Here is a 24,409-nt window from a genome sequence, read left to right as displayed (position 1 = left end):
TGCGTTGCGGAATACCGTGATACGTCCCCTTCCCCGGCGCGTCAAGACATTCCGTAGTGCGCTCTACAGCCAGTAAAACCGCTGTTGGAAGCAGAGCACAAGTGCTGGTGATACTGTTTCGGTTATCCGCGGATAGCTGAAACAGCGGCGATGCGAATCGTGTATCAGTATGAACCGGTTCCGCGCAAAACCGCTACTACGGTTTTGAACAGAATCGCGATATCGCCGGTGATGGACCAGTCCTGTACATAGGACACGTCGATGAACTCGGACTGTTCCTTGGACAGATCACTCCGGCCGGAAACCTGCCATGCGCCGGTAATACCGGGCTTGACCAGCAGACGGGTGGAGTACAGCGAGTCGTACCGTGCCACCTCTTCCGGTAGCGGCGGGCGCGGCCCGACCAAGCTCATATCGCCTTTGAGCACGTTGAACAGTTGAGGCAGTTCGTCAATGGATGTTTTGCGAATAATGTGCCCGATGTTGGTGATGCGCGGGTCATCTTTCAACTTGAAGATGAACCGGTCTTCAATGCCGCGTTCTTTGGCGAGTTTCGCTTTGATAGCGTCAGCGTCGGTGCGCATGGAGCGGAACTTGTACATGGTGAATGGCTTACCATAGATGCCGATACGCTGCTGGGAGTAGAAGACGGGGCCTCCATCCTCATGCTTGACCATGATGGCAGCCCAGATCATGATTGGCGAGGCGAGGATGAGCGCGATGGTGGACAGCACCACGTCGCAGACCCGCTTGATAATCCGCGTGGACGTGCTGTATTGTCTTAGCCTGGCTGTCAGAATCGGGGTTGCGGGATTATTGCGCAAGCGAAGATCGCTACCCGCAACGTCAGCGACTTTCGTAGTCAGCGCAAGTTCTATGCCCATGGATTCGACCGCGAGCGACAAGGTGCGCATGGTTTCCGAATCACGGGTGAGCACGTCGGCGATGAGCACTGTTTGCGCGTTGAGCTGTTTGGCGGTTTGTGGAAGATGCGAGTCGAGGGTAAGCACCGCGAGGTCACGTTCGGCGTCTGTTGCGGGAACAAACTGGTCCTTGACGGAAATCAGATGCTGGGGGGCGTCGTCATCGCCTGATGTACCGGCTTCGGCGACCGGGCACACGGCGATGGGTTGGTGGCCCAGGGCGTATCCCTCTTTGAGTTGTGCGATGGTCTCATGGATGCCTTGCGGAGAGCCGACGATAACGGTCGGATAGTTGTATTCTCCCTTGCGTCTGTTGCGGTGCAAGGCTTTGCGCATCAGGCAGCGTTCGATGGTGATGAGTACCAGACTGATGATGGGAATGGCGAAAATCAGTGTGCGCGGCGTGTTGAGCCGGAAAATGTAGGTGATGGTGCACATGGCGACAAAATCCAACGCCTGCGAGTTGATGATTTTCGTGTACAGTCCGTACCCTTCGCCCATGGTGTGACGCTCATATGTTTTGCAAGCGTACAGGCATACGATGTTGCAAGCGCAAGCAAGCAGCAGGAATACTGTCAGTCCTTCGTGCTGTCCGAGCAGTGTGGCGTAGCTGTCATGGCTGAACAGGAACACGAGGGCGCAAGCGATGAGCGTCATCAAAGTGTCGAGTGCAACGAGCGTGAGATTGTAGACGTACCGCCATGTTGGGACGTTTTGTGCGATGGCCTGATTGCGATCTCCGGCTGTACGGTGGATTCCGCCTTGCGGGTCGGCGGCGAAGTATGAACCGTCGAAGAATGAGGTCTGCCCGGGGTTGGTGTTCGAAGAGGCGCGGCGTGGCGATACAAAGGAAGCGTGCTCCGTGGGTTGGAGGGAGTTAGGTGCTGTCTCCTGCCGTGCTGGCTTGGTTTGCACCTGTCTCACTGGTGTCGCCATGTGGTATCCCCCTCTGGTGGTCCGTCTCAAACTAGTCTAGTGCGCAAGCGTGTTTTCCGTCCCCCCTCCCCCGTCATTGCTGCTTGACGCAGGTATCAACCGCGAGAGGATAATGAATACGTTCGCATATTGGAAATGTAGCATCTGCTCTGCCCGTTATCTGTTTGCTTGCCGTTTGTGTTCAGATTGCGGTGGTATAGGCGTAGTGGCTGGAAGGGGGGGGTATGGTGCATCAGTGTTGCCTTGTTGTGCTGCTGCGGGCGCGGGGTGCGGGTAAGCTATAACCAACTCACAATCCACGCTGTGGAGCACCGGAGAATCTGGACTGCTGTGCCAGTCGAACTGTATGGGAGGGTCGGTCGGTATGCGGGTGATGTTCGTGTGTACTGGGAATATCTGCCGTTCCCCTATGGGCGAACTGTTGTTGTCGCGGTATCTTGCCGACACGTCGATCGAGGTGTCGAGCGCCGGTACGAAAGGTCTTCCGGGGCATCCGATTGATCCTTCAAGCGCAACACTCATGTCGAGCGTCGGCATTGATTCGAGTGTGTTCCGTTCGCGCCGTCTCACTCGCGACATGGCGAATGCGACGGATCTTATTCTGTGTTTCGAAGCTTCGCAGCGTCGGGAGATCGTGACGCTTGCCCCTGCTGTTGTCCGTCGAACGTTCGTGATTACGGAGTTCGCCGCGTTGTGCGCGTACTGTGCCGATCATGGCATGGTGAAGGGCCGTACTATTCAGGAGCGCTTGTGGTCGGTGGAAGAGGCGGCGCCGATTGTGCGCCCATTGCTCCTACCATCCCCGGATATCGAAGATCCGCATGGCAGAACCTTTGACGTGTTCTGCACAGTGGCCGATGAAACCAATCGCGCATTGCGCACCATACTCAACAGTATGCGCAAGCATGCCGGGGCCAAGATCCGTCCGCTTACCCAGCCGGAGTGGAAGCAGTTCACGGCCACCGTGTGATACCGGTTGTTCCGGTAGCGCCGGTTGCGTATGCCGGGGCATGTGCAGCTTTGGTTGTGCCGATTGATGATGGGCATCCGATCATGACTGTTCTTTCGGTGGCGCCTGTGTGAGCCAATCCTCACAAACCGACATCGATTGAAGCCCAAATCGCCGAATCAAGGCTTCCTACGTGTCACCGTGTGAGCGAATCCTCACAAACTCGCACCAATCGTCACCGCAGCGGTCTCTTTCGACGGTTCCAGCCCCCGCTGTGTGAGCCAATCCTCACATAACGGCACCTGCTCGCGTCACAGCGTCGCCGCTTTCACTGCCGGCTGATTCCACCGCCTTCGGACTCCTAAGCGTTGACGGCAATCTCGATGGGCTACTATGTGGCTGGGGTGCATCAGGTTCGGCCGGCAGTTCAATGTCGCATCCGGACCGTGCGAAACGTAAGACGATAGGCGGGCAATGAGCGATATTCAGCAGCTATATAACGCGGTGGACAGCGACCAGAATCTGTATTCGGACTGGAATCGCGAGGATTCATTGCGCGCTCGCCCGCTGTTTGTTGTGCTGTGGCTGGTGATGTTCGCCGTTGCTGTGGCGATGGCGCTGCGTATGATTCCCAACGACGTTGACGGCCGCAAGTATATTCCTGTGGCGGTTGCTTTCATGCCGTGGATGGCTGCTATTGCGGCTATTGTGCTGTTGTGCGCGTTGATTGGCCGGCGTCGCGGTCTTGCCGCGGTTTGCGTGGTGTGTTGCGTGGTTCAGGTGTGCTGGCATTGGGGCTATATCAAGCCGGCGGATACTGTGACAGCTGACTTGCCGGATACCAGCACGCTGACGGTGAACACGGGTGACCGGTATGCGCGGCTGATGACGCTGAACACGAAGAATGGGCTGGCGGATGCCGGGCAGATTGTGCGTACTGTGCGTGAGGAGCATGTTGAGGTGCTGGCGTTGCAGGAGGTGCGGGGCGTGCTGTTGCAACGGTTGGATGAGGCTGGGTTGGATGAGCTACTCCCGTATTCCGAGATCGCTTCGGCGACCAATCATGATAATGGCGGGGTTAATGCGCTGTTTTCTGCGGCTCCGATGTCGTCGCGTATGGCCAATCTTCTGCCGATTGAATCGTCGAATATTCCGTTGGCGTGCGTGCGGTTCAATCTGCGCACGGTGTGCTTTGGCAGTGTGCACCCGTTTTCACCTCGCCCGAGGAACCAGGGATTGTGGAGCAGCAGTTTGGACAGTATTGCCAAGTTGCAGTCGAATACCAAGTTGTTCGTGCTGTTGGGCGATTTCAACGCGACGTGGGATCACGCGAGTTTCCGGGCGTTGCTTGGCTCGAGGTTTGTGGATGCGGGGGAGCGTAACGGCACGTGGTTTCATATGACATACCCGTCGAATGCGGCGTTGTTCGGCGGCAGGGTGAAGGTGCCGCCGTTGGTGGAGATTGACCATATTGTTCATGATCGGAGCATTACGGTCGGCAATTTGGAAACGCTTGATATCGCCGGTTCGGATCATCGCGCGTTGCTCGGGACGCTCGATGTGGGGCGTTGACTGTTTGTGTTCCACTGCGTCGGCGGATGCGGAGGGCTTATGGGCTGTTCGGGTTGTCGATAGGCGGCTTTCGTCGAATAGGCCTGTAGGTGGCTTGTTTACCGCGAAATGCCGGGTTTCGGCGTATTGATTTGTGTATATTTTGTGAATGTTGATATCACAAATATTGCAAACGTTTCATTGGCGGTATTTTGCCGTTGATATGCCGTCGTTTGCATTTTCCTGCGTGAGATCATACGCATTGTGTGCAAATTTCATCAGCATGTTCTGGACGGTGGGGGGGGGGGGAAGCAAGGGGGAGTGCATCGAGCTTCTACTAAACGCGAAAAACCTGAGATATCAAGGAACTGCCATAGTCTCAGATTCCTTGTTTCCGCTTTCCAACACGCATGCAGGTAATTGTTATCGCAACCATCGGAATGCTCTCAGGAAACAACGAGCCGTATCAATCAGCCGTATACTAGCGAATGCGTTTGCAGTGATACAGGCGCCATCACACAACGGGGCGTGATTCGCCAGAGATGGCAAGAACGCCCCCCCTAGGAAGAGTCAAGGAGGCTCAATGCGCACTGGTCGATATTCGGCTGATGCCGGCGAAGAGAATCACTCATCGCCTCGGTCGTTCACGATTGTAGGCCACGGCATGTTCAGAAAACTTGCAGCAGCCGTGCTCGCCGTGGCTACGATGTTCGGCGGCATGGCACTCGGCAGCACGACCGCATCCGCGGCCACCAGCAGCCGGGACAGCTACACGGACACGCTGGGTAACGCGGACTTCGAGGCCGCACGTTCCAAGTACGGTCTGACCAAGGATATGAAGAACGGCGCAATCCTCCACGCGTGGATGTGGTCGTTCAACACCATCAAGAAGAACATGAAGGCGATCGCCGAAGCGGGCTACACGTCGGTCCAGACCGAACCGATGAGCGCCATCAAGGCGAACCCCGCCAACGGCAAGAAATTCACTGAGAACTGGTATTACGTTTACCAGCCGACGGACACGACCATCGGCAACTTCGTAGTGGGTTCTGAGCAGGATTTGAAGGATATGTGCGCCGAAGCCCACAAGTACGGCGTGCGTATCATCGTTGACGTGGTCGCCAACCACTTCACGTCCGATTGGAACGCGATCGGCAGTGACTGGAAGGACACCAGCCTGTTCCACTCGCGTACCAACTGCCCGGGCAAGGACGGCGACCAGATCAACTACAGCAACCGTTGGCAGGTGACGCATTGCCATCTGCTCGGCCTGTGGGATATCAACACCGAGAATCAGGCCGCCGCCAACAAGATGAAGGACTTCCTCGTCGAAGCAGTCAATGACGGTGTCGATGGTTTCCGCTTCGATGCGGCCAAGCACGTCGAGCTTCCTGACGAGTTCCCGCAGCATTCCGTGTATTGGGAGACCATTTTGAAGAACGGCGCCCAGTACCAGTACGGCGAGGTGCTCCAGGGTGACAACGGCTTGAACTATACGGGCTACACCAACATGTTCACCCAGTATTCCTCCGACGGTGGTGGCGCCACGGCTTCCGACTATGGCAAGACCGTGCGTTCGGCCATCACGAGCGGCAGCTTGAATGCCGGCAATCTGATGAGTCTGCGTAACGGCGGCGCGAAGGACGATCAGCTGGTCACCTGGGTTGAATCGCATGATAATTATGCGAACGGTGACAAGGAATCCACCTATCTCAACGATTACCAGCTGCGCATGGGCTGGGCTATCGTCGGTTCCCGTGCCGGCGGCGCCCCGCTGTATTTCAACCGCCCGGTCGGATCCGGCGGCAATAACGCACAGTTCGCCGAGCAGTCCCAGCTTGGCGATGCCGGCGACAATATGTGGAAAGACAAAGCCGTAGTCGCGGTCAACCACTTCCGCAACAAGATGAACGGCAACAGCGAGTACCTGCGCAACTGCCAGAGCCAGAACTCCTGCCTCATGGTCGAGCGCTACGCTAAGGACGGCAAGGCCGATGACGATGGTGTGGTGATCGCCAACATGGGCGGCGACGTCAACCTCGCCGGCTCGGACACCACCCTTGACAATGGCACCTACACCGACCAAGTCAACGGCGGCACCATCACCGTTTCCGGCGGCAAGATCACCGCTGGTACGGCGAAAGCCTACGCGGTCAGTGCCTTCTATCAGACGAGCGGTTCGGGAAGCGGCTCCAGCACAGGTGGTTCCGGTCAGACAACCGGCACAACCGTGGTGTATGCGACCAAGCCTTCGTGGTGGAACACCATCAACGCCTATATTTACAGGGATGATGGTTCCGCATCTGCAGCATCCAACGCATCTTGGCCGGGCGTTGCCATGACACGGCTCACTGCGGATGACGGGTGCGCGAAAGCCGGGACATACCGTGTGGACGTGCCTGATTTGGGCAGCGGCACCTATCGTGTGATTTTCTCGGACAATGGAAGCTCCAGTAACCGGTATCCCGCGGATATGGTCGCCGGAATGGCGTTCACGCGAGGTGCGGCGGTGCAGTGGGACGGACAGGGCACGTCGCTGGAAACAGTGCAATGCAGCACCCCGGCCACCAAGGTGGCCATCAGCGGTGACGGCGTGACTGACGGCAAGCTCAGCCTGAACACCGGGGCAACTGCACAACTGACGGCCGCCGTCACCCCGAGCACGGCAACCGGTACGGTCACCTGGGCTTCATCCAGTCCATTGATTGCTACGGTGGATGCCAACGGCCGTGTTTCGGCGCTCAAAGCCGGTACTACGACCATTACCGCGAGCGTTGGAAAGGTCACCGCGAGTGTTGACGTGACCGTGACCGCAAGCCAGACCGGCAGCGAAACCAAGAACGTGGTGTACGCGTCAAAGCCGAGCGGCTGGAACGCGTTGTATGCCTACGTATACACCGGCGACGGCGCCTCGGCGAAGAGCAACGCGACATGGCCGGGTGTCGCCATGACCCGGCTGACCGCTGATGACGGTTGTGCGAAAGCCGGCATGTACCGGTACGAAGTTCCCGACCTGGGAACCGGCACCTACCGCGTGATCTTCAACGACGGCGGCTCGCAGCAAACCCCCGGAGCCCAGCAGACAGGCATGGAACTGAAAGGAACCATGGCATGGACCGGAGGCGACACACTGAACACGCTGAGTTGCCAGACGGTGCCGCCAACGACCAACGGCATCACCGGTGACGGGGTAGCGGACGGTGCGCTCGCCATTACCGCCGGTAAGACTGTGCAGCTTGGTGTGAACGGCAAGACCGTGAGCATGCCCGATGCGAAGTGGTGGTCCGATGGGGCGGCGGTCGCCGTTACCGGAACCGGCCTGATCGTCGGCGTGACTGCCGGCACCAGCACCGTGAGCGTCACCACGGGTGATGCCACGTATCAGCTGGCAGTGACGGTGAAGTAGCCGGAGCGCGATATGCAGTTGGTGTGGTGCGTGGCCTGGGCTGCGCACCACACTGGCTGGTTTTGAGAAGATACGGTAGTTGTTGCGTGGATACTCGTAGACGTTGCCCTTTCAAGGCCTGCGTTCATGGTTTTCTATCTGTTCCGCATGGTTATATATCTCTAGTCGAATACCGGGCGTCGTCTGGTGAAGAGGTTGAGAAGGATGCAACAACAGAAAACGGAGTGTGCTGCGGTACCGCGTGAACCTGACTCTTCTACTGGTTCTATGAACGATTACAAGAGAGCGCTAATATCAGTTGTTATTCCGACATTGAACGCGGGCGACGGAATTGTTCATCTTCTTGATGCATTGCAATCGCAACGTAGAAAACCCGATGAGATTCTTGTAGTTGATTCGAGTTCGGATGACGGAACGGGACTGCGGTGGTGATCCTGGACCAAGAAAAGGTTACACGGAGGACCGCATGTACAGCACAGAGCAGCGCAAGCTGGCAATCGAGACCTACATCAAGTTCGACCTGAGCGCGGCAGACACCGTTGCCGAGCTCGGCTACCCGACAAGGCAGTCGCTCAGAGCCTGGTACAAGGACTATCTGGAGCACGGGGAGATCAGGGCCCCGAAGCGGCAACGGGATCCCAAATTCACCTTGGAGATGAGGCAGGCTGCCGTGGACTACTACCTCGCGCACGGAAAGAGCCTCGCCAGGACCATGCGCAAGATGGGCTATCCAGCCAGCAGGGAGTATCTCTGCGATTGGATTGACGAGCTCGCCCCCGGCCAGCGCAAGTACAGGGGGCCCGACCCAAGGCGAGAACCCGTCTCCGTCGAGAAGAAGGTGCAGGTCATCGCCGAGCTGGAGGCGAGGACGGGGCCCGCTACGGAGGTCGCCGAGAAGCACGGCGTGTCGAGGACGACGTCCTACGTCTGGCGAAGGGAGATGATGGGCGATAATGTCGGGGACATCGAAGAGAAAGGCGTTCCCGTGAGCAAGGAATACGACGACCTGCCAGACGACGTCGAGGTGTTGCAGGACATGCTGCGCGAGGCGAAGATGCAGCTCAGGCGGGTGCAGCTCGAGCTGGACGTGCGCCAGGCGACTCTCGAGATAGTAAAAAAGACCAGGGCGCCGACCCAGAGCTGCTGACGAACGAGGAGAAGGCGGCGATGGTGACGGCGCTGAGGGCTGAATACAAGCTCTGCGAGATTCTGCCCGTGGTGGGCATGGCCAAGGGCAGCTACGAGTACGCCAGGAACGCCCAGGCCGAAGGCGAGACCGAAGAGCGCGCCGCAGCGCGGAAGGCGGTCATCGAGGCGTTTAAGGCCAGCGGCGGCGCATACGGCTACAGGCGCATCACCGCCATGGTCGACGTCGGCGAGTGGACCGTTCGCGACATCATGAGGGACGAGGGGCTGGCCGCCCGCTCCGCCAAGAAGAGGCGGCGCTACAGCTCCTACGAGGGCGAGATAACCGAAGCGCCCGAGAACCTGCTGCGCGACGAGCGGGGCAGGCACCACTTCCATGCCGGCGAGTCCAACGAGCTGTGGATCACCGACGTGACCGAGTTCCGCATCCCCGCCGGCAAGGTGTACCTCTCGCCCATCGTGGACTGCTTCGACGGCATGCCGCTGAGCTGGTCGATCTCCACGTCGCCCGACGCCGAGATGGCCAACTCGTCGCTGCTCGGCGCGTGCAAGTGGCTCGGCGAGGGCGACCATCCCAAGATCCATTCGGACCGCGGCTGCCATTACCGCTGGCCGGGATGGATAAGGATATGTGATGGGAACGGCCTGGTCAGATCGATGTCGAGGAAGGGATGCAGTCCCGATAACGCGAGGTGCGAGGGCTTCTTCGGAAGGTTGAAGATAGAATTCTTCCACGGCTGCGACTGGGCCGGGGTCACGATCGAGGAGTTCATGGGGATGCTCGACGCTTACCTCAGATGGTACAGGGATGTCAGAATAAAGAGCGACCTGGATTACAGGAGCCCCATGCAGTATCGCAGGGATTTGGGCCTGGCAGCATAGGATGGATTCGGTCCAAGATTCCCACCGCAGTCCCAACAGATCACTTCTACTTGACAAAACGCACCTGGGCACATCCAGCGTTGACGTCCGAGCTCGTCCTTGCCGTTCTTCTTCATCCTTGCCCCGCATAATCCCATACTCCGGGGCCCTGCTCGATCGTCGTGCCCTCATCATTTCATGAAGACACAGGAATCAAGTCCGATACCACCCGACACGCCTACGGCCGCAACACCTGTGGGGATAATAAGCAATGACTTTGGTTCCTATATGCCGTGTAGTGTATGCACTGGGTGACAAGAACACGATTGAGTCGGTACAGAGGCGCGGGATGCAGTGGGAATATGCCTATCCGTTGCGACTTTGAACCTGATTCTGTTGTCTACTGCCTGCTGGTAACTTGTGAAGCATCAACGCGTAGACACTATTCGGGTAGTACGAGGCCTACTTCCCGTCGCTTTGAGAGTCCTCCATCCCGTCGAACAGCAGTTGAGCCAACACCAATATTGGAAACGCCAGTGCTAACAACACTGTCAGCGGCCATATGAGAATGTCGGACGGCTTGAAGCCGTCTTTTTGAGAAGCAGAAACAATGGATGCAACCCAAACAATGACAATACTTAAAGACCAGTCCAAACCTAAACCGATTTGCAATGCAATCGCAACGGCTAGCAAGAATGCTGGAATTTCTATGCCTTCAACCATTTTCTTTTTGTCTTTTAGCAAGAACGACCTACAAATTGAAACTAGTACGATTCCAAGGGCAAACACTTTCAGCAGTGTTGCGTGTTCCGTCGACCATTTGGCCCAGGTCATGCAAAACCCGGATGAGGTGCCCAGCCAGTCGAGCCACTTTCCCAGAATATCCAGTGGGGATACGTTCTGACGATGATTGCATTGATTGTATACTGAGAAAATTGCCAGCCAACCACACAAGGCATACATCAATCGCAGCAGCGTATTCCAAGAGATCATCTTGCGTGGAAGCGTATCCTTGAGGGTGTCAATCATAGTGTCTTCCTTGGTTCTCGCTTACGGTCGTCATTGTACGCGTCATACGGAGGGAAAGTTGGCATTTTCCGTGAACTAGGACTTGAATATTATCGATAACCGATGATGTCCCTTGGGTTGATGCAGGGAGGAGTAGCCTTTTGTGCGTTGCCGCGGTGTTGTCGTTGCTGCTCCTGTTGGCTGGTGTCCTGCCCCAGTTCCTGTAATGTGTCTGTTGTGTCTTAACATTCGCATAACGGGAAGGCTGCATGGCCCGTTTGAATACCTTGATTGGGCGAGATAAAAGAATTGCGCTACGACAACACGCAAGGGCGACCGCTTCATACCGCCACTGTAAAGGGAAATCATCTGACAATGACGATATCTGTTGGGGCGTACGGTGCAGGCAAATAGTTGGTGCTGAGGGAGGATTCATTCCTAATGTGTTGTTGTTCACTTAGATGTGGACTGTTTCATCACTATTGTTGAACAGTCGTGGCGTCTATTTTGGATAGTGTGGTCTGCCGCGGAATAAGGCACTGATGTCATCGGCTTTCCTTATAGATTCCCCGGGGTGCCGGTAACCGTTCTCGAGGTTCCCAGGAGGCAAGGGATTGACAACATCGATGTGTCTTATCAAGTTGAAGTGGTCCGTTTGGGTGTGTTGTTTTGGGACCATGTGAGCGGTAAGAATTGATCCATTTGAGTAACAACGGATTCGCCGCTTTCGCCATGAAAGGTCATTCCACATGGAGAAGCATGGGGGCGTCGGCGCGAGTTGCCATAGATGCGATATCACTCGTGTGATTCGGACTGTTTGAGCTTCTCCTGGAACGCAGTCCATTCACGAAGTCTGTTTGTGTCACCGACTTGTTCGCATATTTTAATGCAGAAGGCTGCAAGTTCCGCCCCGATATCGTGGGTTTCCTGCAGTTCGCATTGTTGGCCGTCAATCTGCCAGATTAGTGCGGGCTGGGTGGGGACGCAATCTGCTCTGGTGCCATACGTGTGCAAACGGTATTGGTCAGCGATGCGAAGCGCTGATTCGAAGTCCTGCAGCAGATAGTGGCAGCAGCATAAGTTGTAGACGGATAGGCATGGCGTGTGAAACCCGCGTACGCTCCCCGGTAATCCTGTTTTCTGAGATTCTGTTCAGCGGCATCGATGAGCTTTCCATATTGGATATTTAACGTGCGAGTTTTCTGTTGATAGACAGCTCGCTCGGCAATCTCCGAGTTCAGCTCATTGTTGTCAATGTTTATTGGTTCAAGCGCATTCTCGGAGAAAGAGTCTGTGTCTCCGTTATGGATATATCGATACTCTTTGTGCAGTGACTGGGTGGTCCATGTTGTTAAATCTGGAGATAGATATCGGTCGCAAAGCCATACGTAAGAAGCGACCACGGAATCATCTTCCGGACTCTGAAGGCTGAGGTTTTTTCATGTGGTAATGTTTGGTGGATTCAGATTGATCAGATCTTGGAAGTTCGTGGTGGAAGCCCAAATTTTGAAGGTTTGAAGATTCTCTCCCAAGCGACTTGCGAACTGGTGGACATTGGTTTCAGGCGTGAGTTCGCCGAGCTGTAAGCATTCCCGCCATTGTGCCAGTTTGTCTTCGGCCATCAGTTGGTTGCCTTGAGCATTCAATACTGGTGCCAATACTTGCAGCGCAAGAACGTCAACCAAGCCGTAGCGAATGATGCCATCCGTAATACCGCGAGTTTCCAGATTGTGCATCTCGGTCTTAATGCCAGTTGCTCGGCTTGCGGCATCCTTGGGGTTTGGGGCACTGGGCGGAATAGCAACTCATGCAATGCTTTGAGTATGTCACTGCAGGCTCGAGCATGATTTGCGGCGTTAGGCTGTTCGCTCGTGATATTTTCTGTCATGATACCTCTGCTTGCAAGTCAGTGATACAATAGTGTATAAAATATAACATAAGAATGTATGTACAGTAATATATGCACATGGTATGAGAGGTTCCTTATGAACAGTTTTCAGGTATCAGATCTCGCCAAACAGCGGACTGCAGTGCTGGATGCCGCGAGGAACGGTCGTGCCATTATCAAAGACAACAAAGGGTCGGAGCTGGTGATGCTTCCTAATGTTGAACTTGAGCATCTGGAACTGTACAAGGAATGGACACTGAATTTAAGTCGGCTCAGAAGTTATCTTCAACCGGGTAGTCGGCCGGGTGTGGCGGGGTGGGGAGACCTCGCCTGGCTCAGGGTCTTTGATAACGATGATCTCACCGCGTTCTGTGATGAGCTTTCTGATGAGCTAATCATCGATATTTCCGAAGATGACTTTACCGGACTTGACGAGTTGCTGCATGATTGGAAGGCAACCGCAGGGCAATTGGAAGATCCGTTGAGAAAACAGGTGCTGCTATCTCCGGGACTTGATCAGGATGATTTCACCGAAGCCGGGGCGCCGGCAGAACCGGGGGATGAGTGATGGATTCCGCGTACAATCCTATGGAACCGGCGAGAAGCCCAGGCGGTAAACCTCTTGAAAAGCCCAAGTATCGTGTACTGGTTCATAGAAAGTACGCATCAGCATGGGAACAGATTGTTGAGCGCGTCGGCTTGAAACAGGCGAGACAATTTTGGGATCACGTCGCTCAGTCACCCGGATCCAAAGATCCAATAGCAAATACCTGTTTCCTGCGAGGGAAGGCGAGTGCGCCGAAAGGGAAAGGCTTCTCGAAGACCATTCACTATGAGTTGTCGAGCATGGCTCGGATCAACTATCAGTATTGTGATGCCTACAAGACAAAACCCGATGGAGACGTGCATCGCGTCGTATTCATACTCAGCATCGATTACTCGTCGCACTAGGGGAGAATTCGTGGCGACGTAGTCTCAGTAAAATTCTTTGTCATGCGATAAGATGCAACCATGACTGAGACGTTTGTTCCGAAGAACATTATTGTTACGGGTGGGGCCGGTTTCATTGGTTCGAATTTCGTGCACTATGTGGTTGAGAACCATCCTGAGACGCATGTGACGGTGTTGGATGCGTTGACGTATGCGGGTAACCTGGATAATTTGAAGGGCATCCCGTCGGATCGCATGGATTTCGTGCATGGGGACATCTGCGACGCGGAATTGCTTGACGAGATCGTGCCGGGTCATGATGCGATCGTGCATTATGCGGCGGAGTCGCATAATGATAATTCGATCGCGGATCCGGAGCCGTTCGTGCGCACGAACGTGGTGGGCACGTATCGTCTTCTTGAGGCGGTGCGCAAGTACGGTATCCGGTATCATCACATCAGCACGGACGAGGTGTACGGGGATCTGGCGTTGGATGACCCGGCGAAGTTCACGGAGGAGACGCCGTACCACCCGTCGAGCCCGTATTCGTCCACCAAGGCGAGCTCCGACATGCTGGTGCGCGCGTGGACGCGTACGTATGGTATCCGGGCGACGATCAGCAACTGCAGCAACAATTACGGTCCGTACCAGCATGTGGAGAAATTCATCCCGCGGCAGATCACGAACATCCTGACGGGCGTGCGCCCGAAATTGTACGGCGCGGGGTTGAACGTGCGCGACTGGATCCACACGGAGGACCATTCCTCCGCGGTGTGGACGATTCTGACGAAGGGGCGTATCGGCGAGACGTATCTGATCGGCGCGAATGGTGAGAGGAACAACATCGACGTGCTCCGGTTGATCCTGCGCCTCATGGGCCAGCCGGAGGACGCGTTCGACCATGTGAAGGACCGTCCGGGCCATGACCGTCGGTATGCGATCGATGCGACGAAGCTGCGGACCGAGTTGGGGTGGGAGCCCAGGCATACGGATTTCGAGTCGGGCCTGAAGGCGACGATCGACTGGTATACGGCGCATCCGGAGTGGTGGGAGAAGACGAAGGCCGCGACCGAGGAACGCTACAAGCGCCAGGGGCAGTGAGCGTGTCGGCGGTGTTCCTCTTGCGGGGGTGCCGCCGATGCCTGTGTCTTGTTGGTTTTTGGAATGACGGAGTCGGTTTGGGAGGTTTGAGGTAGTTATGGATTTTGAGAAGGATTTGAAGGTCACACGGACGAATATCCCGGGGTTGATCGTCTTCGACCTGCCGGTGCATGGTGACAATCGTGGCTGGTTCAAGGAGAATTGGCAGCGGGCGAAGGAGACGGCGTTGGGGTTGCCGGATTTTGGCCCGGTGCAGAACAATATCAGTTTCAATGTGAAGCGTGGTGTGACGCGTGGTATCCATGCGGAGCCGTGGGACAAGTACATCTCGATCGCGACGGGCAGTGTGTTCGGCGCGTGGGTGGATTTGCGTCCCGGCGACACCTTCGGTCAGGTCTACACCTGCACGCTTGACCCGTCGAAGGCGATTTTCGTGCCGCGTGGCGTGGGCAACAGCTTCCAGACGTTGGAGGATGGCACGGCGTACACGTATCTGGTGAACGCGCATTGGAGCCTGGAGCAGAAGAAGACGTATACGTTCGTGAACCTTGCGGATCCGACGCTCAACATCCGGTGGCCTATTCCGCTTGACCAGACCGAGCGCAGCGAGGCGGACCTGCATCATCCGATGCTCAAGGACGCCAAGCCGATGGAGCCGAAGCGCACGCTTGTCACCGGTTCAAACGGTCAGCTGGGTCGTGCCATCCGTGAGTATGCGGAGGCGCATGGGCTGCACGGTTTCGAGTACCATGACATCGACACCTTCGATTTCTCTGACCCGGCTGCCTACAATCAATTCGATTGGGACCTGTATGGCACGATCATCAACGCCGGCGCGTATACGGCGGTCGACAAGGCGGAGACCAGGGAGGGGCGCACCGCCGCGTGGAAGGCGAATGCCAGCGGCCCTGCGTTGCTCGCCAAGGTCGCCCGTGAGCATCACATCACGCTCGTGCATGTGAGTTCGGATTACGTGTTCGACGGCACGGCCGAGGAGCACACTGAGGATGAGCCTTTCGCCCCGCTGGGCGTGTATGGCCAGTCGAAGGCGGCGGGTGACATCGCGGTGGCCCAGGCCCCGCAGCACTACATCCTGCGCTCCAGCTGGGTTATCGGCGACGGCCATAATTTCGTCAAGACGATGATGGCGCTTTCCGACCGTGTGGCGGATCCGGGGCAGGCGCTCGATCATGTGACCGTGGTGGACGACCAGTATGGGCGTCTCACCTTCACGAAGGACATGGCCGCCGCCATCTTCCACCTGCTCGGTTCGCAGACGCCGTACGGCACGTATGATCTGACCGGTGAAGGCGCCGTGCGCTCCTGGAAGGACATCGCGGCCGAGGTGTTCGACCTGACCAACGGCAACGGCGACGCGGTCATGCCGGTCTCCACGGAACAGTATTTCGAGTCCGCGAAGGGCCCGGTGGCGCCGCGCCCGGTGCATTCGGCGCTGTCGCTGGGCAAGATCGAGGCGACCGGTTTCACGCCGGCGGATTGGCAGGAGTCCCTGAAAGCGTATGTGCAGGCGGAGCTCGCCGTGCGCAGCGGTTCCGTGGAGGGAAGGTGAGACCGTGAAGGGGATCATTCTTGCGGGCGGTTCGGGCACGCGCCTGTATCCGTTGACGACGGTCACGTCGAAGCAGTTGCTTCCGGTGTATGACAAGCCGATGGTGTATTACCCGTTGAGCGTGTTGATGATGGCGGGGATCCGGGATATCCTGCTGATTTCGACGCCGAAGGACCTGCCGAATTTCGAGCGTCTGCTGGGTGACGGTTCCCGGTATGGGGTGCATCTGTCGTATAAGGTGCAGCCGAGCCCGGACGGGTTGGCGCAGGCGTTCCTGTTGGGTGAGGAGTTCATCGCGGGCGGCCCGTGCGCTTTGGTGTTGGGGGATAACATCTTCTACGGGAACGGTCTGGGTCGTGTGTTGCGTGGCGCGGTGCGTGACGCCGAGGCTGGCCGGTCGAGCGTGTTCGGTTATTACGTGGATGATCCGGAACGCTATGGCGTGGTTGATTTCGACGAGTCGGGCAGGGCGGTGTCGATCGAGGAGAAGCCCGCGCACCCCAAGTCGAATTACGCGGTGACGGGCTTGTATTTCTATGATGCTCGTGTGGTGGAGTATGCGAAACAAGTGCGTCCGTCGGCTCGCGGGGAGTTGGAGATCACGGATTTGAACCGCATGTATCTGGAGCATGGCTCGCTGCGGGTGCGGACGTTGGGCCGTGGGTATGCGTGGCTGGATACGGGTACGATGGACAGTCTGTTCGAGGCGGGTGAGTTCGTGCGTACAGTGCAGCGGGCGCAGGGCCTGCCGATCGCGGTGGTCGAGGAGATCGCCTACCAGAACGGGTGGATCAGCCGGGAGGAGTTGCTCGAGTCCGCCAAGCGGTACGGGAAGAGCCCGTACGGCAAGCACCTGCAAGGTATCGCCGACGGTGAGATCCGCCTCGTAGACAACAGCAAAACCCAAGATTAACCAACAATCGATCCGCGATACGGCAATGTCGACAGTTCTATTCGGTAAGTACTGAATCGCATGAGTTCAGTGCTTACCGAATAGTTTGATACTTAGTCGAATCTGGAATCGTGGTCTTGCCATACGCAGCTGCCAGTTCTGCCGTCAGGTGACTGAAAGCGTCACGGAATCGCGGGATTGTGGCCGTCGCCGGATTGCCAGTATCGGCATCAGGCAACTTAGCATGTTTTCATATACATTCTCAGCAGCGGGCTTTCGCAATCAGATTATCAGTGCTTTTGACGGCCGCGAGCAACAAACGCTGAAGTACTTGTTTGATGAAGAACTGGCATCCTCTTCCGAGCATGTAGGCTATCGAGAAGCTGACATCCTATGGTTGTGGGTCGCTCGGCAGGAGAGGCAAATTAGCTTAATCACCATCTTCATGATGAAATGCCCTAAGTACGGACTGAATCTGGGATTGGGGTGTGATTCCTGATTTAGTCTACCGGTTCAGGCAATTGGATGGTTGATGCCCTGGCGGTTCGTTTCGGGTCTGTTGACGGATTGTTGGGATGCTGCGGGTTTTTGGCGCGGTCGTGGTTGACGGGTACATGACGGTCGGCACCTGTGTGAACTGAATCTGTTTTCGGCTCTCGTTCTCCGGTTTGGTCTGTGATTCGGTTCGGAGAGTGGTTGGCATGCTGGTAATCGGCCGATCGAGTGTTCGTGGATTATTGGAATTCCAAGGTTCGTGATGGAACCGTGACCTATGGTCCAGGTGCTGTCCGGTGTCAAGTGGTACCGATGTGGACCGGATTGGTTTTCGGCTCTCCTTCTCCAGTTTGGTCCATGATTCGGGTGGTTCGGGCGGATGTCTTGACAGTGGTTGATTGCCGCAGTGTGCGCAATTCATTGGAATCTAGCGGGTTTGTGGTGTTGTTGTGGCAGACGGACAAGCGTCGGCAAGTGCTCGTGCGGACTGGTTCCGATTCCGTCGCGTGATTTCCGTTTTGGTCTGGGGCACGACTCGCCCCGTCGCCTCGTCATCATGCCCCATGCCTTTGCGTCATCTCATCATCATCCCACTCCGCATCTCGCGGCCGTACTGACCAGTCAACCCGTCAACCAATCTCCCGCATCCCACCCCCGTCAACTCCATGCTCCCGCGACCCCCACCCCACGCTCAATCCTAAGAATAACCTGAGAATCTTCTGCTGTTTTCTTGTGTGATTAAAGAGTCGTTATGGTGTAATAATCCGTCTAAAACCCTGATATATCAAGGCAAACTGCTTAACAATACGCGTGCAAATTGCCATATCCGCTTGATTCGCTAAGACTATGCTGAGTAGTGAAAGATAACAAAGCGGATGTGCGAGGGCAACACGGTTGCGCCTGGCTTCGACAGCTGAACCTGTTGGTTGAGTTGCCGACGGGGCGCCGCGCTGGAGTCGGATGCGATGACAGTCGGTCGGCGATTGGCAACCATCGACAGCCGCCGGAAACCACCGGTGGCGTCAACCCTCAAGCGCAGTCCGCAAAGCTCCCACGAGGAGCGTTGATGTTGATAAGGAGCAGGTGACATGTGCACTGGAGTTCGTTTTGCAGATGAAGACGGCAACATGTATTTCGGCCGCAATCTTGATTGGTCGTTCTCGTATGGCGAGAAGATCGTCGTGACGCCGCGCGGGTACCAGGCGCCGGTCGCATTCAATGCGACGGTTGCTAACCCGAAGCCGGTCATGGGTGTCGGCATCATCGTCGAAGGCATGCCGATGTATTTCGACTGCGCCAATGACGAAGGTCTGGCGGTTGCCGGCCTGAACTTCCCTGGATACGCCCAGTATGCGGACGCTCCGGTGGACGGCACGGTTAACGTCGCTGCCTACGAGCTGCCGTTCTGGATCGCTCGCAGCTTCTCCACTGTTGATCAGGTGGAGGAAGCCCTGAAGAACGTGACCGTCGTGGCCAAGCAGGTCAACGAGCAGTACCCGGTCTCCTTGCTGCACTGGATCGTCGGCGATGGCAAGCGCAGCATTGTGATCGAGGTCATGGCTGACGGCATCCATGTGCATCACGATGGCGTCGACGTGCTCGCCAACCAGCCGACTTTCGACTGGCACGCCGAGAACCTGCGCAACTACCTGAGCATGGATCCGCGCGTCCCTGAGTCTGTCAAGTGGGGCACCCAAGAGCTCAGCGCGTGGGGCTCCGGCTCCGGCATGCGCGGCATTCCGGGTGATTACAGCTCGCCGTCGCGTTTCGTGCGCGCCGCCTACACGAACGCCCACTATCCGGCGCAGAAGACCGAAGAATCGAACGTCTCCCGTCTGTTCCACACGCTTGATTCCGCGGCGATGGTGGACGGCTGCGCGCTCATGAGCAACGGCCAGTATGAGAAGACGATCTACACGAGCGGCTTCTCCGCCAAGACCAACACCTACTACAAGAACACGTACGAGGATCCGGCCATCAAGAGCTATCGTATGGCCGACTTCGACCTTGAGGGTGTTGAGCTGCAGACCGCTGAGTGAGTTGGGCAGCTGTCAAGCGTCTGATTGGCTGAACGTCTGAACCAGTAGGAACGGCTGAATGCGGGGCGCTGGGTGCGTGCGGGATAACCGCGGGTTGCCTGGCGCCCCGCATTCTTCTGTGCTGCTGGTTCGTGGATTGTGGCAAGTACATCGTCGACAGACAATGCTGTTGCTTTAGAAAATGAGGGGATGCGCGACGGATGGTCGAGAACAGCGGCCGACTGAAGAACTATTTGCTTGCAGCGGCATATAGGAAGCGGTGACTTTGCTGTGAAATGTGCGGTGGTTTGTTCTGTTGCGGCGCCTCTCGTAGCGTTGTCGACTGTCTATCTGCGCTATCCGTAGTACCTGCCGGAGATCAACTCAACTACGAGGGTTCGCTGATGCCCGATATCGAAGATAGAACTGTTGGTATTCCGTGGTATGTGCTTGAGGATCAGGCATCGGCGAACCCTCGTAATGAAGATACGTTCTGGCAAGTACTACGGATATGCGAGATATAATCTCTCCCCTGCCATAAACCCATCAATACACGAGATACTTGTCACCAGACTTTGTCGGTAATCAGATGAACGGGCGGCGTCGCACGACTTCTGACCACATCTTCAATTCCGGCTCGCACGTGGCGGACAGGATTCACTAGGGTTGCTGTCATGGCAGATTATCCTATGTATCAGCACGACATCATCCAAAACCATGCGGCGGCACTGCGAGCGTGTGACGAGGCCCGCAACCGAACCTCGATGACGCTGGTTTTTACGCTGTCGACAGCCTTGGCGCTGCTTGGCATCGAGCCGCCTCGCGAACGAACGCGATTACAAGATGATGTGGTGTACGCAGCAGTTCACCACGAGAGTGATCGCTGGCGAGTGAAAGGTGTGCGTTTCGTCACTTGGCCGGGAAGTTTCGAGACGGTAGTTTTGCAGCGTGGCAGGTTTCGCTGCGTTCATGCGGTGTATGTGTGGGCGATGTACGCTGCTAGGTTGTCGCTGCAGGAGTTGGTTGTGCTCGGTGATTCGATGATGCGGCGTAATTCGCGTGGCATACGAATAGAAGATTTTATTCGGTTGTTGCAGAATCTGCGTGAGGAGGCGCAAGCGCGGGGTCTGCGGCTTCCTCGGGGGTTCCGGTCTATGAGCAGGGCGGTGCGGTTGATGCGGGAGCACACTGATTCTTCGCAGGAGACCCGGCTGCGTTTGTTGTTGATGCGCTATGGCTTGGGCTGTCCCCGTATCAATGTGCCGATTCGCATTCCTGATTCGGGCCGGTTGTTCTATTTGGATATGGCATATCCCGAAAAGAAGCTGGCGGTTGAGTATGATGGTACGCATCATCGCGATCAGTGGCTCGCAGACTGTGATCGATTGAAGTTCATTGATGAACGGGGATGGCAGCATATTCAAGTGACTGCATATGATTTGTCAAGCGAGGATCAGAGGGAGCGACTCGTTTCATTGGTGGCTAAAAAGTTGGGGATGGATGCGTTATCGAGTCCGCTGACGTTGGAGCAGGTGGCGGATGGCCGTCGGGTCTGGAACCGTTGAGGCAGAGAAGCACATTATTGGTTCGGGAAGGGAAGAGCAGGATATAGGGGAACAGTTTTTCAGCCTCGTTCATCTTGTCTGGTTGGAGGCAATAATACTGGTTTCACAGGGTAATAGGCGCGAGACAAGCTCGTTCGGAGTAACTGTAACGATATGCGTGAACGGTGGTCTGATGCTGGGAAAGGCAAATCCGATGAACACCTCGCTCGCATCGGCTATCTGCGTTATCCGTAGTACGTGCCGGAAGCCATCTTGCCTACGGGGGTTCGTGGATGCCTGGTGTCGAAGATAGAACCATTGACATTGCATGGTTTGTGCTTGTGGTTAGGTCAATAATGAAACCCTCATAATGGAGAAACGCCCATGCACATACTACGGATAGACTAGATACACGCCTTCAGGTACCGCAGGGAAGCAAGATATGCTGGCATAGGCGGCATTCGATTATAGTGATGTCGCCGTGCTCATACCACAGCAATGTCAATCACCGACTCGCAGAGCACGATTCTCCTGACCGACTGTGAACATCGCGCACCCGATCGGAGCAATGAACACCATGGGAATCACATACCGCATGCCTTCGTACGATACGCTCGCCCCGGAAATCCACAGAAAAGGCATCGTGGCGAGCATCGGTATAAGCCAAGCAGCCATCGTATGCGCCCGCAGCCTGCGTACGGCAAGAGAACACTGCATGAATGGCGGCCAAGTTGCCCAGAACGCACGGCAGAACCACGGCTGGAGGAAGAACTGCTCGTTCAGCCATGCGAAGCCCTGATCTAACCCCGAGTAGAACAATGCGTGACTTGACACGGGAAGTCCTGAATCTGCCATGTTCGGTGAGGGGGCAGTTTTCGTGTACACGTATGCCGAGCGCATGCCGGAGTATATCGATTTGTAAGCCGCTTGGTTCGACATGGCGACCCAGCCTTGTTCCAGCAGGAAATATGCGCGCAAATACGTTGCGGGGTACCTTACCCCGTTACGCAGCCACACACGCAAGAACGGTTTCAACAATCGTTCGCGTTGCGCGGTCCAATGCGTGCCTTTCACCGGATCGACAGCAGGGCAGAAGAACTTGTTGGCGGCATCGGGCTCGAGAATTCCTGCGAACACGTCGCGATCCGCCTGGGACAGCTCGTCACCATGCTCTTCCAACAACAGTGCCGACTGCTGCAACGGAACGGCAATCATTTCCTGCTTGCCACCAGCCACAATATGACACAGCGGGAACAGAATACCGGGCAGTACCAGAAACATGACGATGGCGCTCGCCAGCACTGTTCCTGCCAATCGGAGCCGCACTTTTCGCCCTGCCGCGACCAACATCGTGAGAATACAGGCGATGATCACCGTGTAGATTCCGGTTTTCTTGGTAAGCGACACCAGCAGCGCCAGTGTGCTGATGAGGATCCAAGCTTTCGGGGTTGCGAGGCTTGCGCCACGTGTGCGTGCCGCTTCCAGGCATTGTATGGAGAACAGGAGAAAGCAGGGGAGGAACACTGCGTCTTTGACCATCGCCATGGCGTATATCGGGACGAACAGGAATAAGTAGAAGAACCCGTATACGAGGAGGCATGTCCGTCTGCTGTCTCCTGAACGGGCGAGATAGCGGACTATGTATACCAGCACGGCGATGGGTGCGGCGGTGATTGCCGTCGTGTAGAGAGCGACACCGAAAGCCGGGGAACCCACACAATCGCCAAGTCGATAGAACAGTCCGAAAAATCAGGGTGTCGAACACCGGGTGTTGATCGAACCACACGCCACTGGTAATGGTGTTGGACTTCCCTTCCCATTGCAGCACTCGCTGCACGGTGTCATACCAGATTGCTCCGGGGAAGGTTAACACGGAGTAGGGGAGCCATCATACCGCCATGATGTCCGCGGCTTTGAAGAAGGATTTCCGCCCGCCAGTGAAATCGGGGAGAATCCCTTGCCGCAGATGGGTTGCGGATTGGTGGAGGCTTGCGCTCTCTGCATCCTTGATGTTTCCGTCATCTTCCAGATGTGCTGACGCGAGTTTCGCTTGTATAGGTGTTGTCCTGTTCGGATTCGCCTTCCAGCCATGTGATGAATCGTTCGAACAGCAGTGTCAAAATGAAGAAGATGCCGCAAAGACGAGGATATGCGGCAGTCGTCTCGCACGTCCTGCCTCCCCCTCATTGAGGTATGCGCAATACTCGGCAAGTATTGCCAAGATGATGTTGCAGCAGACCAACCCCAGTCGCGGTATCCGATGATGTTTTCGCACAGGGGCTTGCTCTGAAGATGCTGCAGATGCTGAAGATGCTGCTATTCCCCTCCGTCATGGCTAACAGTGCAGCAAGAGTTGGGGTACTGAAACAGAAAGGGCCGCGAGAGCAGGATTGCTCTCGCGGCCCTTTTCCATTGCATCCTATGCTGTATGTGTTCCCGATCAGATGAACGGCCGTGCAGCGCCCGTCGGATGACGGTTCCCCGCGTACATGTTGGCAACTCGAACACGAGGCGGAACCGCTTCGATTACTTGGTCATTGCCCAAGTAGATGGCTACATGACCTGGATAGAAAATCAGATCACCACGCTGGCGCTGGCTGAGCGGAATATGCTTGAACCGGGAGTCGCTGCTCATATTGTTTGCATCATGGCTGTGCCAAGGGTCATACCAGTGTGCGGTCGGATTGTAATCCTGCAGATTCATTCCGGTCGCATAGAGTGACTGCATGACAAGCCCGGCGCAGTCTACGCCGTTGCCGGGTTGCATGGCATAATCCCAGACATATCGGGTTCCGAGATAGTCGTATGCCCTGCCGATGAACGCATTCACGACTTGGTCGCGGTTGGCGTTGATGCTGATTCTTGATGGGGAAGCATAACCGAATGCGCCACCGGGAACACTGACATTGCAAGAGCTTACTTGGAAGAACCCAGCTGGATTCTGATAGCCGATTTTTCCACAGCCGGCGATTGAGCCGTGCTGGAATCTCTGGGAAGGTCCTGTCTGGTCTTCAACGGGGAAGCCGTACGGACCTTGCTCATAGCGGGCAGCGGCATACTTGCTCAGCGTTGTACCGGCCACGGCGTGTGTGCCGGTGCTGTTGGACCAGAAGAGGGTGCCGTGTTGGAAGGTCTGGGATGCGCCGCCTTTGACGGTGAGTTCGTCGCCGGTGGGCCAGCCGAGCCAGCTG

At 56.3% G+C, this 24,409-nt stretch carries 18 protein-coding genes; 13 read left to right on the top strand and 5 right to left on the bottom strand.

All coding sequences use genetic code 11. The features are described 5' to 3' along the window. Nucleotides 1-164 precede the first annotated feature (164 nt). Nucleotides 165-1,859 (bottom strand): sugar transferase, encoded by a 1,695-nt coding sequence (locus tag ACTQYB_RS05480; RefSeq protein ID WP_441482086.1) that lies wholly within the window; start codon nt 1,857-1,859, stop codon nt 165-167. A gap of 364 nt (nt 1,860-2,223) precedes the next feature. Between ACTQYB_RS05480 and ACTQYB_RS05475 the strand changes: the two genes are divergently transcribed. From ACTQYB_RS05475 to ACTQYB_RS05450, 6 genes are all read left to right on the top strand, one after another. Continuing rightward, entirely contained in the window at nt 2,224-2,829 is a 606-nt protein-coding gene (locus ACTQYB_RS05475; protein WP_441482087.1) for an arsenate reductase/protein-tyrosine-phosphatase family protein, read from the top strand. A gap of 453 nt (nt 2,830-3,282) precedes the next feature. Further along, nucleotides 3,283-4,380, top strand: coding sequence for an endonuclease/exonuclease/phosphatase family protein (locus ACTQYB_RS05470; RefSeq protein WP_441482088.1), 1,098 nt, complete (start codon nt 3,283-3,285; stop codon nt 4,378-4,380). Nucleotides 4,381-4,942: 562 nt separating this feature from the next. Then, on the top strand, nt 4,943-7,765 hold the full coding sequence (locus ACTQYB_RS05465) for a starch-binding protein (RefSeq protein WP_441482089.1): 2,823 nt from the start codon (nt 4,943-4,945) through the stop codon (nt 7,763-7,765). A gap of 204 nt (nt 7,766-7,969) precedes the next feature. Then, nucleotides 7,970-8,197 (top strand): glycosyltransferase family 2 protein, encoded by a 228-nt coding sequence (locus tag ACTQYB_RS05460; RefSeq protein WP_441495913.1) that lies wholly within the window; start codon nt 7,970-7,972, stop codon nt 8,195-8,197. A 34-nt stretch (nt 8,198-8,231) separates the two neighbouring features. Beyond that, the gene (locus tag ACTQYB_RS05455; RefSeq protein WP_441482091.1) at nt 8,232-8,912 is read left to right on the top strand and encodes a transposase; all 681 of its coding nucleotides are present in this window, start codon (nt 8,232-8,234) and stop codon (nt 8,910-8,912) included. 20 nt (nt 8,913-8,932) lie between these two features. Then, a complete protein-coding gene (locus tag ACTQYB_RS05450; RefSeq protein ID WP_441482092.1) occupies nt 8,933-9,793 on the top strand; it encodes an IS3 family transposase in 861 nt (286 codons plus the stop codon). A gap of 441 nt (nt 9,794-10,234) precedes the next feature. Here ACTQYB_RS05450 and ACTQYB_RS05445 read toward each other — a convergent pair whose 3' ends face one another. After that, nucleotides 10,235-10,801, bottom strand: a complete 567-nt coding sequence (locus tag ACTQYB_RS05445; RefSeq protein ID WP_441482093.1) for a hypothetical protein — start codon at nt 10,799-10,801, stop codon at nt 10,235-10,237. Between the two features lie 1,418 nt (nt 10,802-12,219). Continuing rightward, entirely contained in the window at nt 12,220-12,516 is a 297-nt protein-coding gene (locus ACTQYB_RS05440) for a hypothetical protein (protein ID WP_441482094.1), read from the bottom strand. A gap of 249 nt (nt 12,517-12,765) precedes the next feature. Between ACTQYB_RS05440 and ACTQYB_RS05435 the strand changes: the two genes are divergently transcribed. The 7 genes from ACTQYB_RS05435 to ACTQYB_RS05405 all read left to right on the top strand — a co-directional run bounded on the left by ACTQYB_RS05435 (nt 12,766) and on the right by ACTQYB_RS05405 (nt 21,239). Beyond that, nucleotides 12,766-13,236, top strand: a complete 471-nt coding sequence (locus tag ACTQYB_RS05435) for a hypothetical protein (RefSeq protein WP_441482095.1) — start codon at nt 12,766-12,768, stop codon at nt 13,234-13,236. A 443-nt stretch (nt 13,237-13,679) separates the two neighbouring features. Beyond that, nucleotides 13,680-14,699 (top strand): dTDP-glucose 4,6-dehydratase, encoded by a 1,020-nt coding sequence (gene rfbB, locus ACTQYB_RS05430; protein ID WP_441482096.1) that lies wholly within the window; start codon nt 13,680-13,682, stop codon nt 14,697-14,699. A 97-nt stretch (nt 14,700-14,796) separates the two neighbouring features. Continuing rightward, complete coding sequence (locus tag ACTQYB_RS05425; protein WP_441482097.1) at nt 14,797-16,269, top strand: sugar nucleotide-binding protein; 1,473 nt, start codon at nt 14,797-14,799, stop codon at nt 16,267-16,269. 4 nt (nt 16,270-16,273) lie between these two features. After that, a complete protein-coding gene (gene rfbA / locus ACTQYB_RS05420) occupies nt 16,274-17,182 on the top strand; it encodes a glucose-1-phosphate thymidylyltransferase RfbA (RefSeq protein WP_441482098.1) in 909 nt (302 codons plus the stop codon). Between the two features lie 223 nt (nt 17,183-17,405). Further along, the gene (locus ACTQYB_RS05415) at nt 17,406-17,660 is read left to right on the top strand and encodes a hypothetical protein (protein WP_441495912.1); all 255 of its coding nucleotides are present in this window, start codon (nt 17,406-17,408) and stop codon (nt 17,658-17,660) included. A 1,084-nt stretch (nt 17,661-18,744) separates the two neighbouring features. Beyond that, a complete protein-coding gene (gene bsh / locus ACTQYB_RS05410; protein WP_441482100.1) occupies nt 18,745-19,695 on the top strand; it encodes a choloylglycine hydrolase in 951 nt (316 codons plus the stop codon). Nucleotides 19,696-20,348: 653 nt separating this feature from the next. Then, entirely contained in the window at nt 20,349-21,239 is an 891-nt protein-coding gene (locus ACTQYB_RS05405) for a DUF559 domain-containing protein (protein ID WP_441482101.1), read from the top strand. 480 nt (nt 21,240-21,719) lie between these two features. On the opposite strand, the gene ACTQYB_RS05400 is transcribed toward ACTQYB_RS05405, so the two are convergent. Continuing rightward, complete coding sequence (locus ACTQYB_RS05400; RefSeq protein ID WP_441482102.1) at nt 21,720-22,934, bottom strand: DUF6020 family protein; 1,215 nt, start codon at nt 22,932-22,934, stop codon at nt 21,720-21,722. A gap of 724 nt (nt 22,935-23,658) precedes the next feature. After that, nucleotides 23,659-24,409 (bottom strand): NlpC/P60 family protein (locus ACTQYB_RS05395; RefSeq protein ID WP_441482103.1); only part of this gene is annotated, 751 nt, incomplete at its 5' end.

It is taken from the genome of Bifidobacterium sp. LCP19S3_E9, assembly GCF_052121135.1.
Lineage (GTDB): Bacteria > Actinomycetota > Actinomycetes > Actinomycetales > Bifidobacteriaceae > Bifidobacterium > Bifidobacterium thermacidophilum.
Note: the sequence above shows the minus strand (reverse complement) of the source record. Positions and strands in the feature narration are given on the sequence as shown.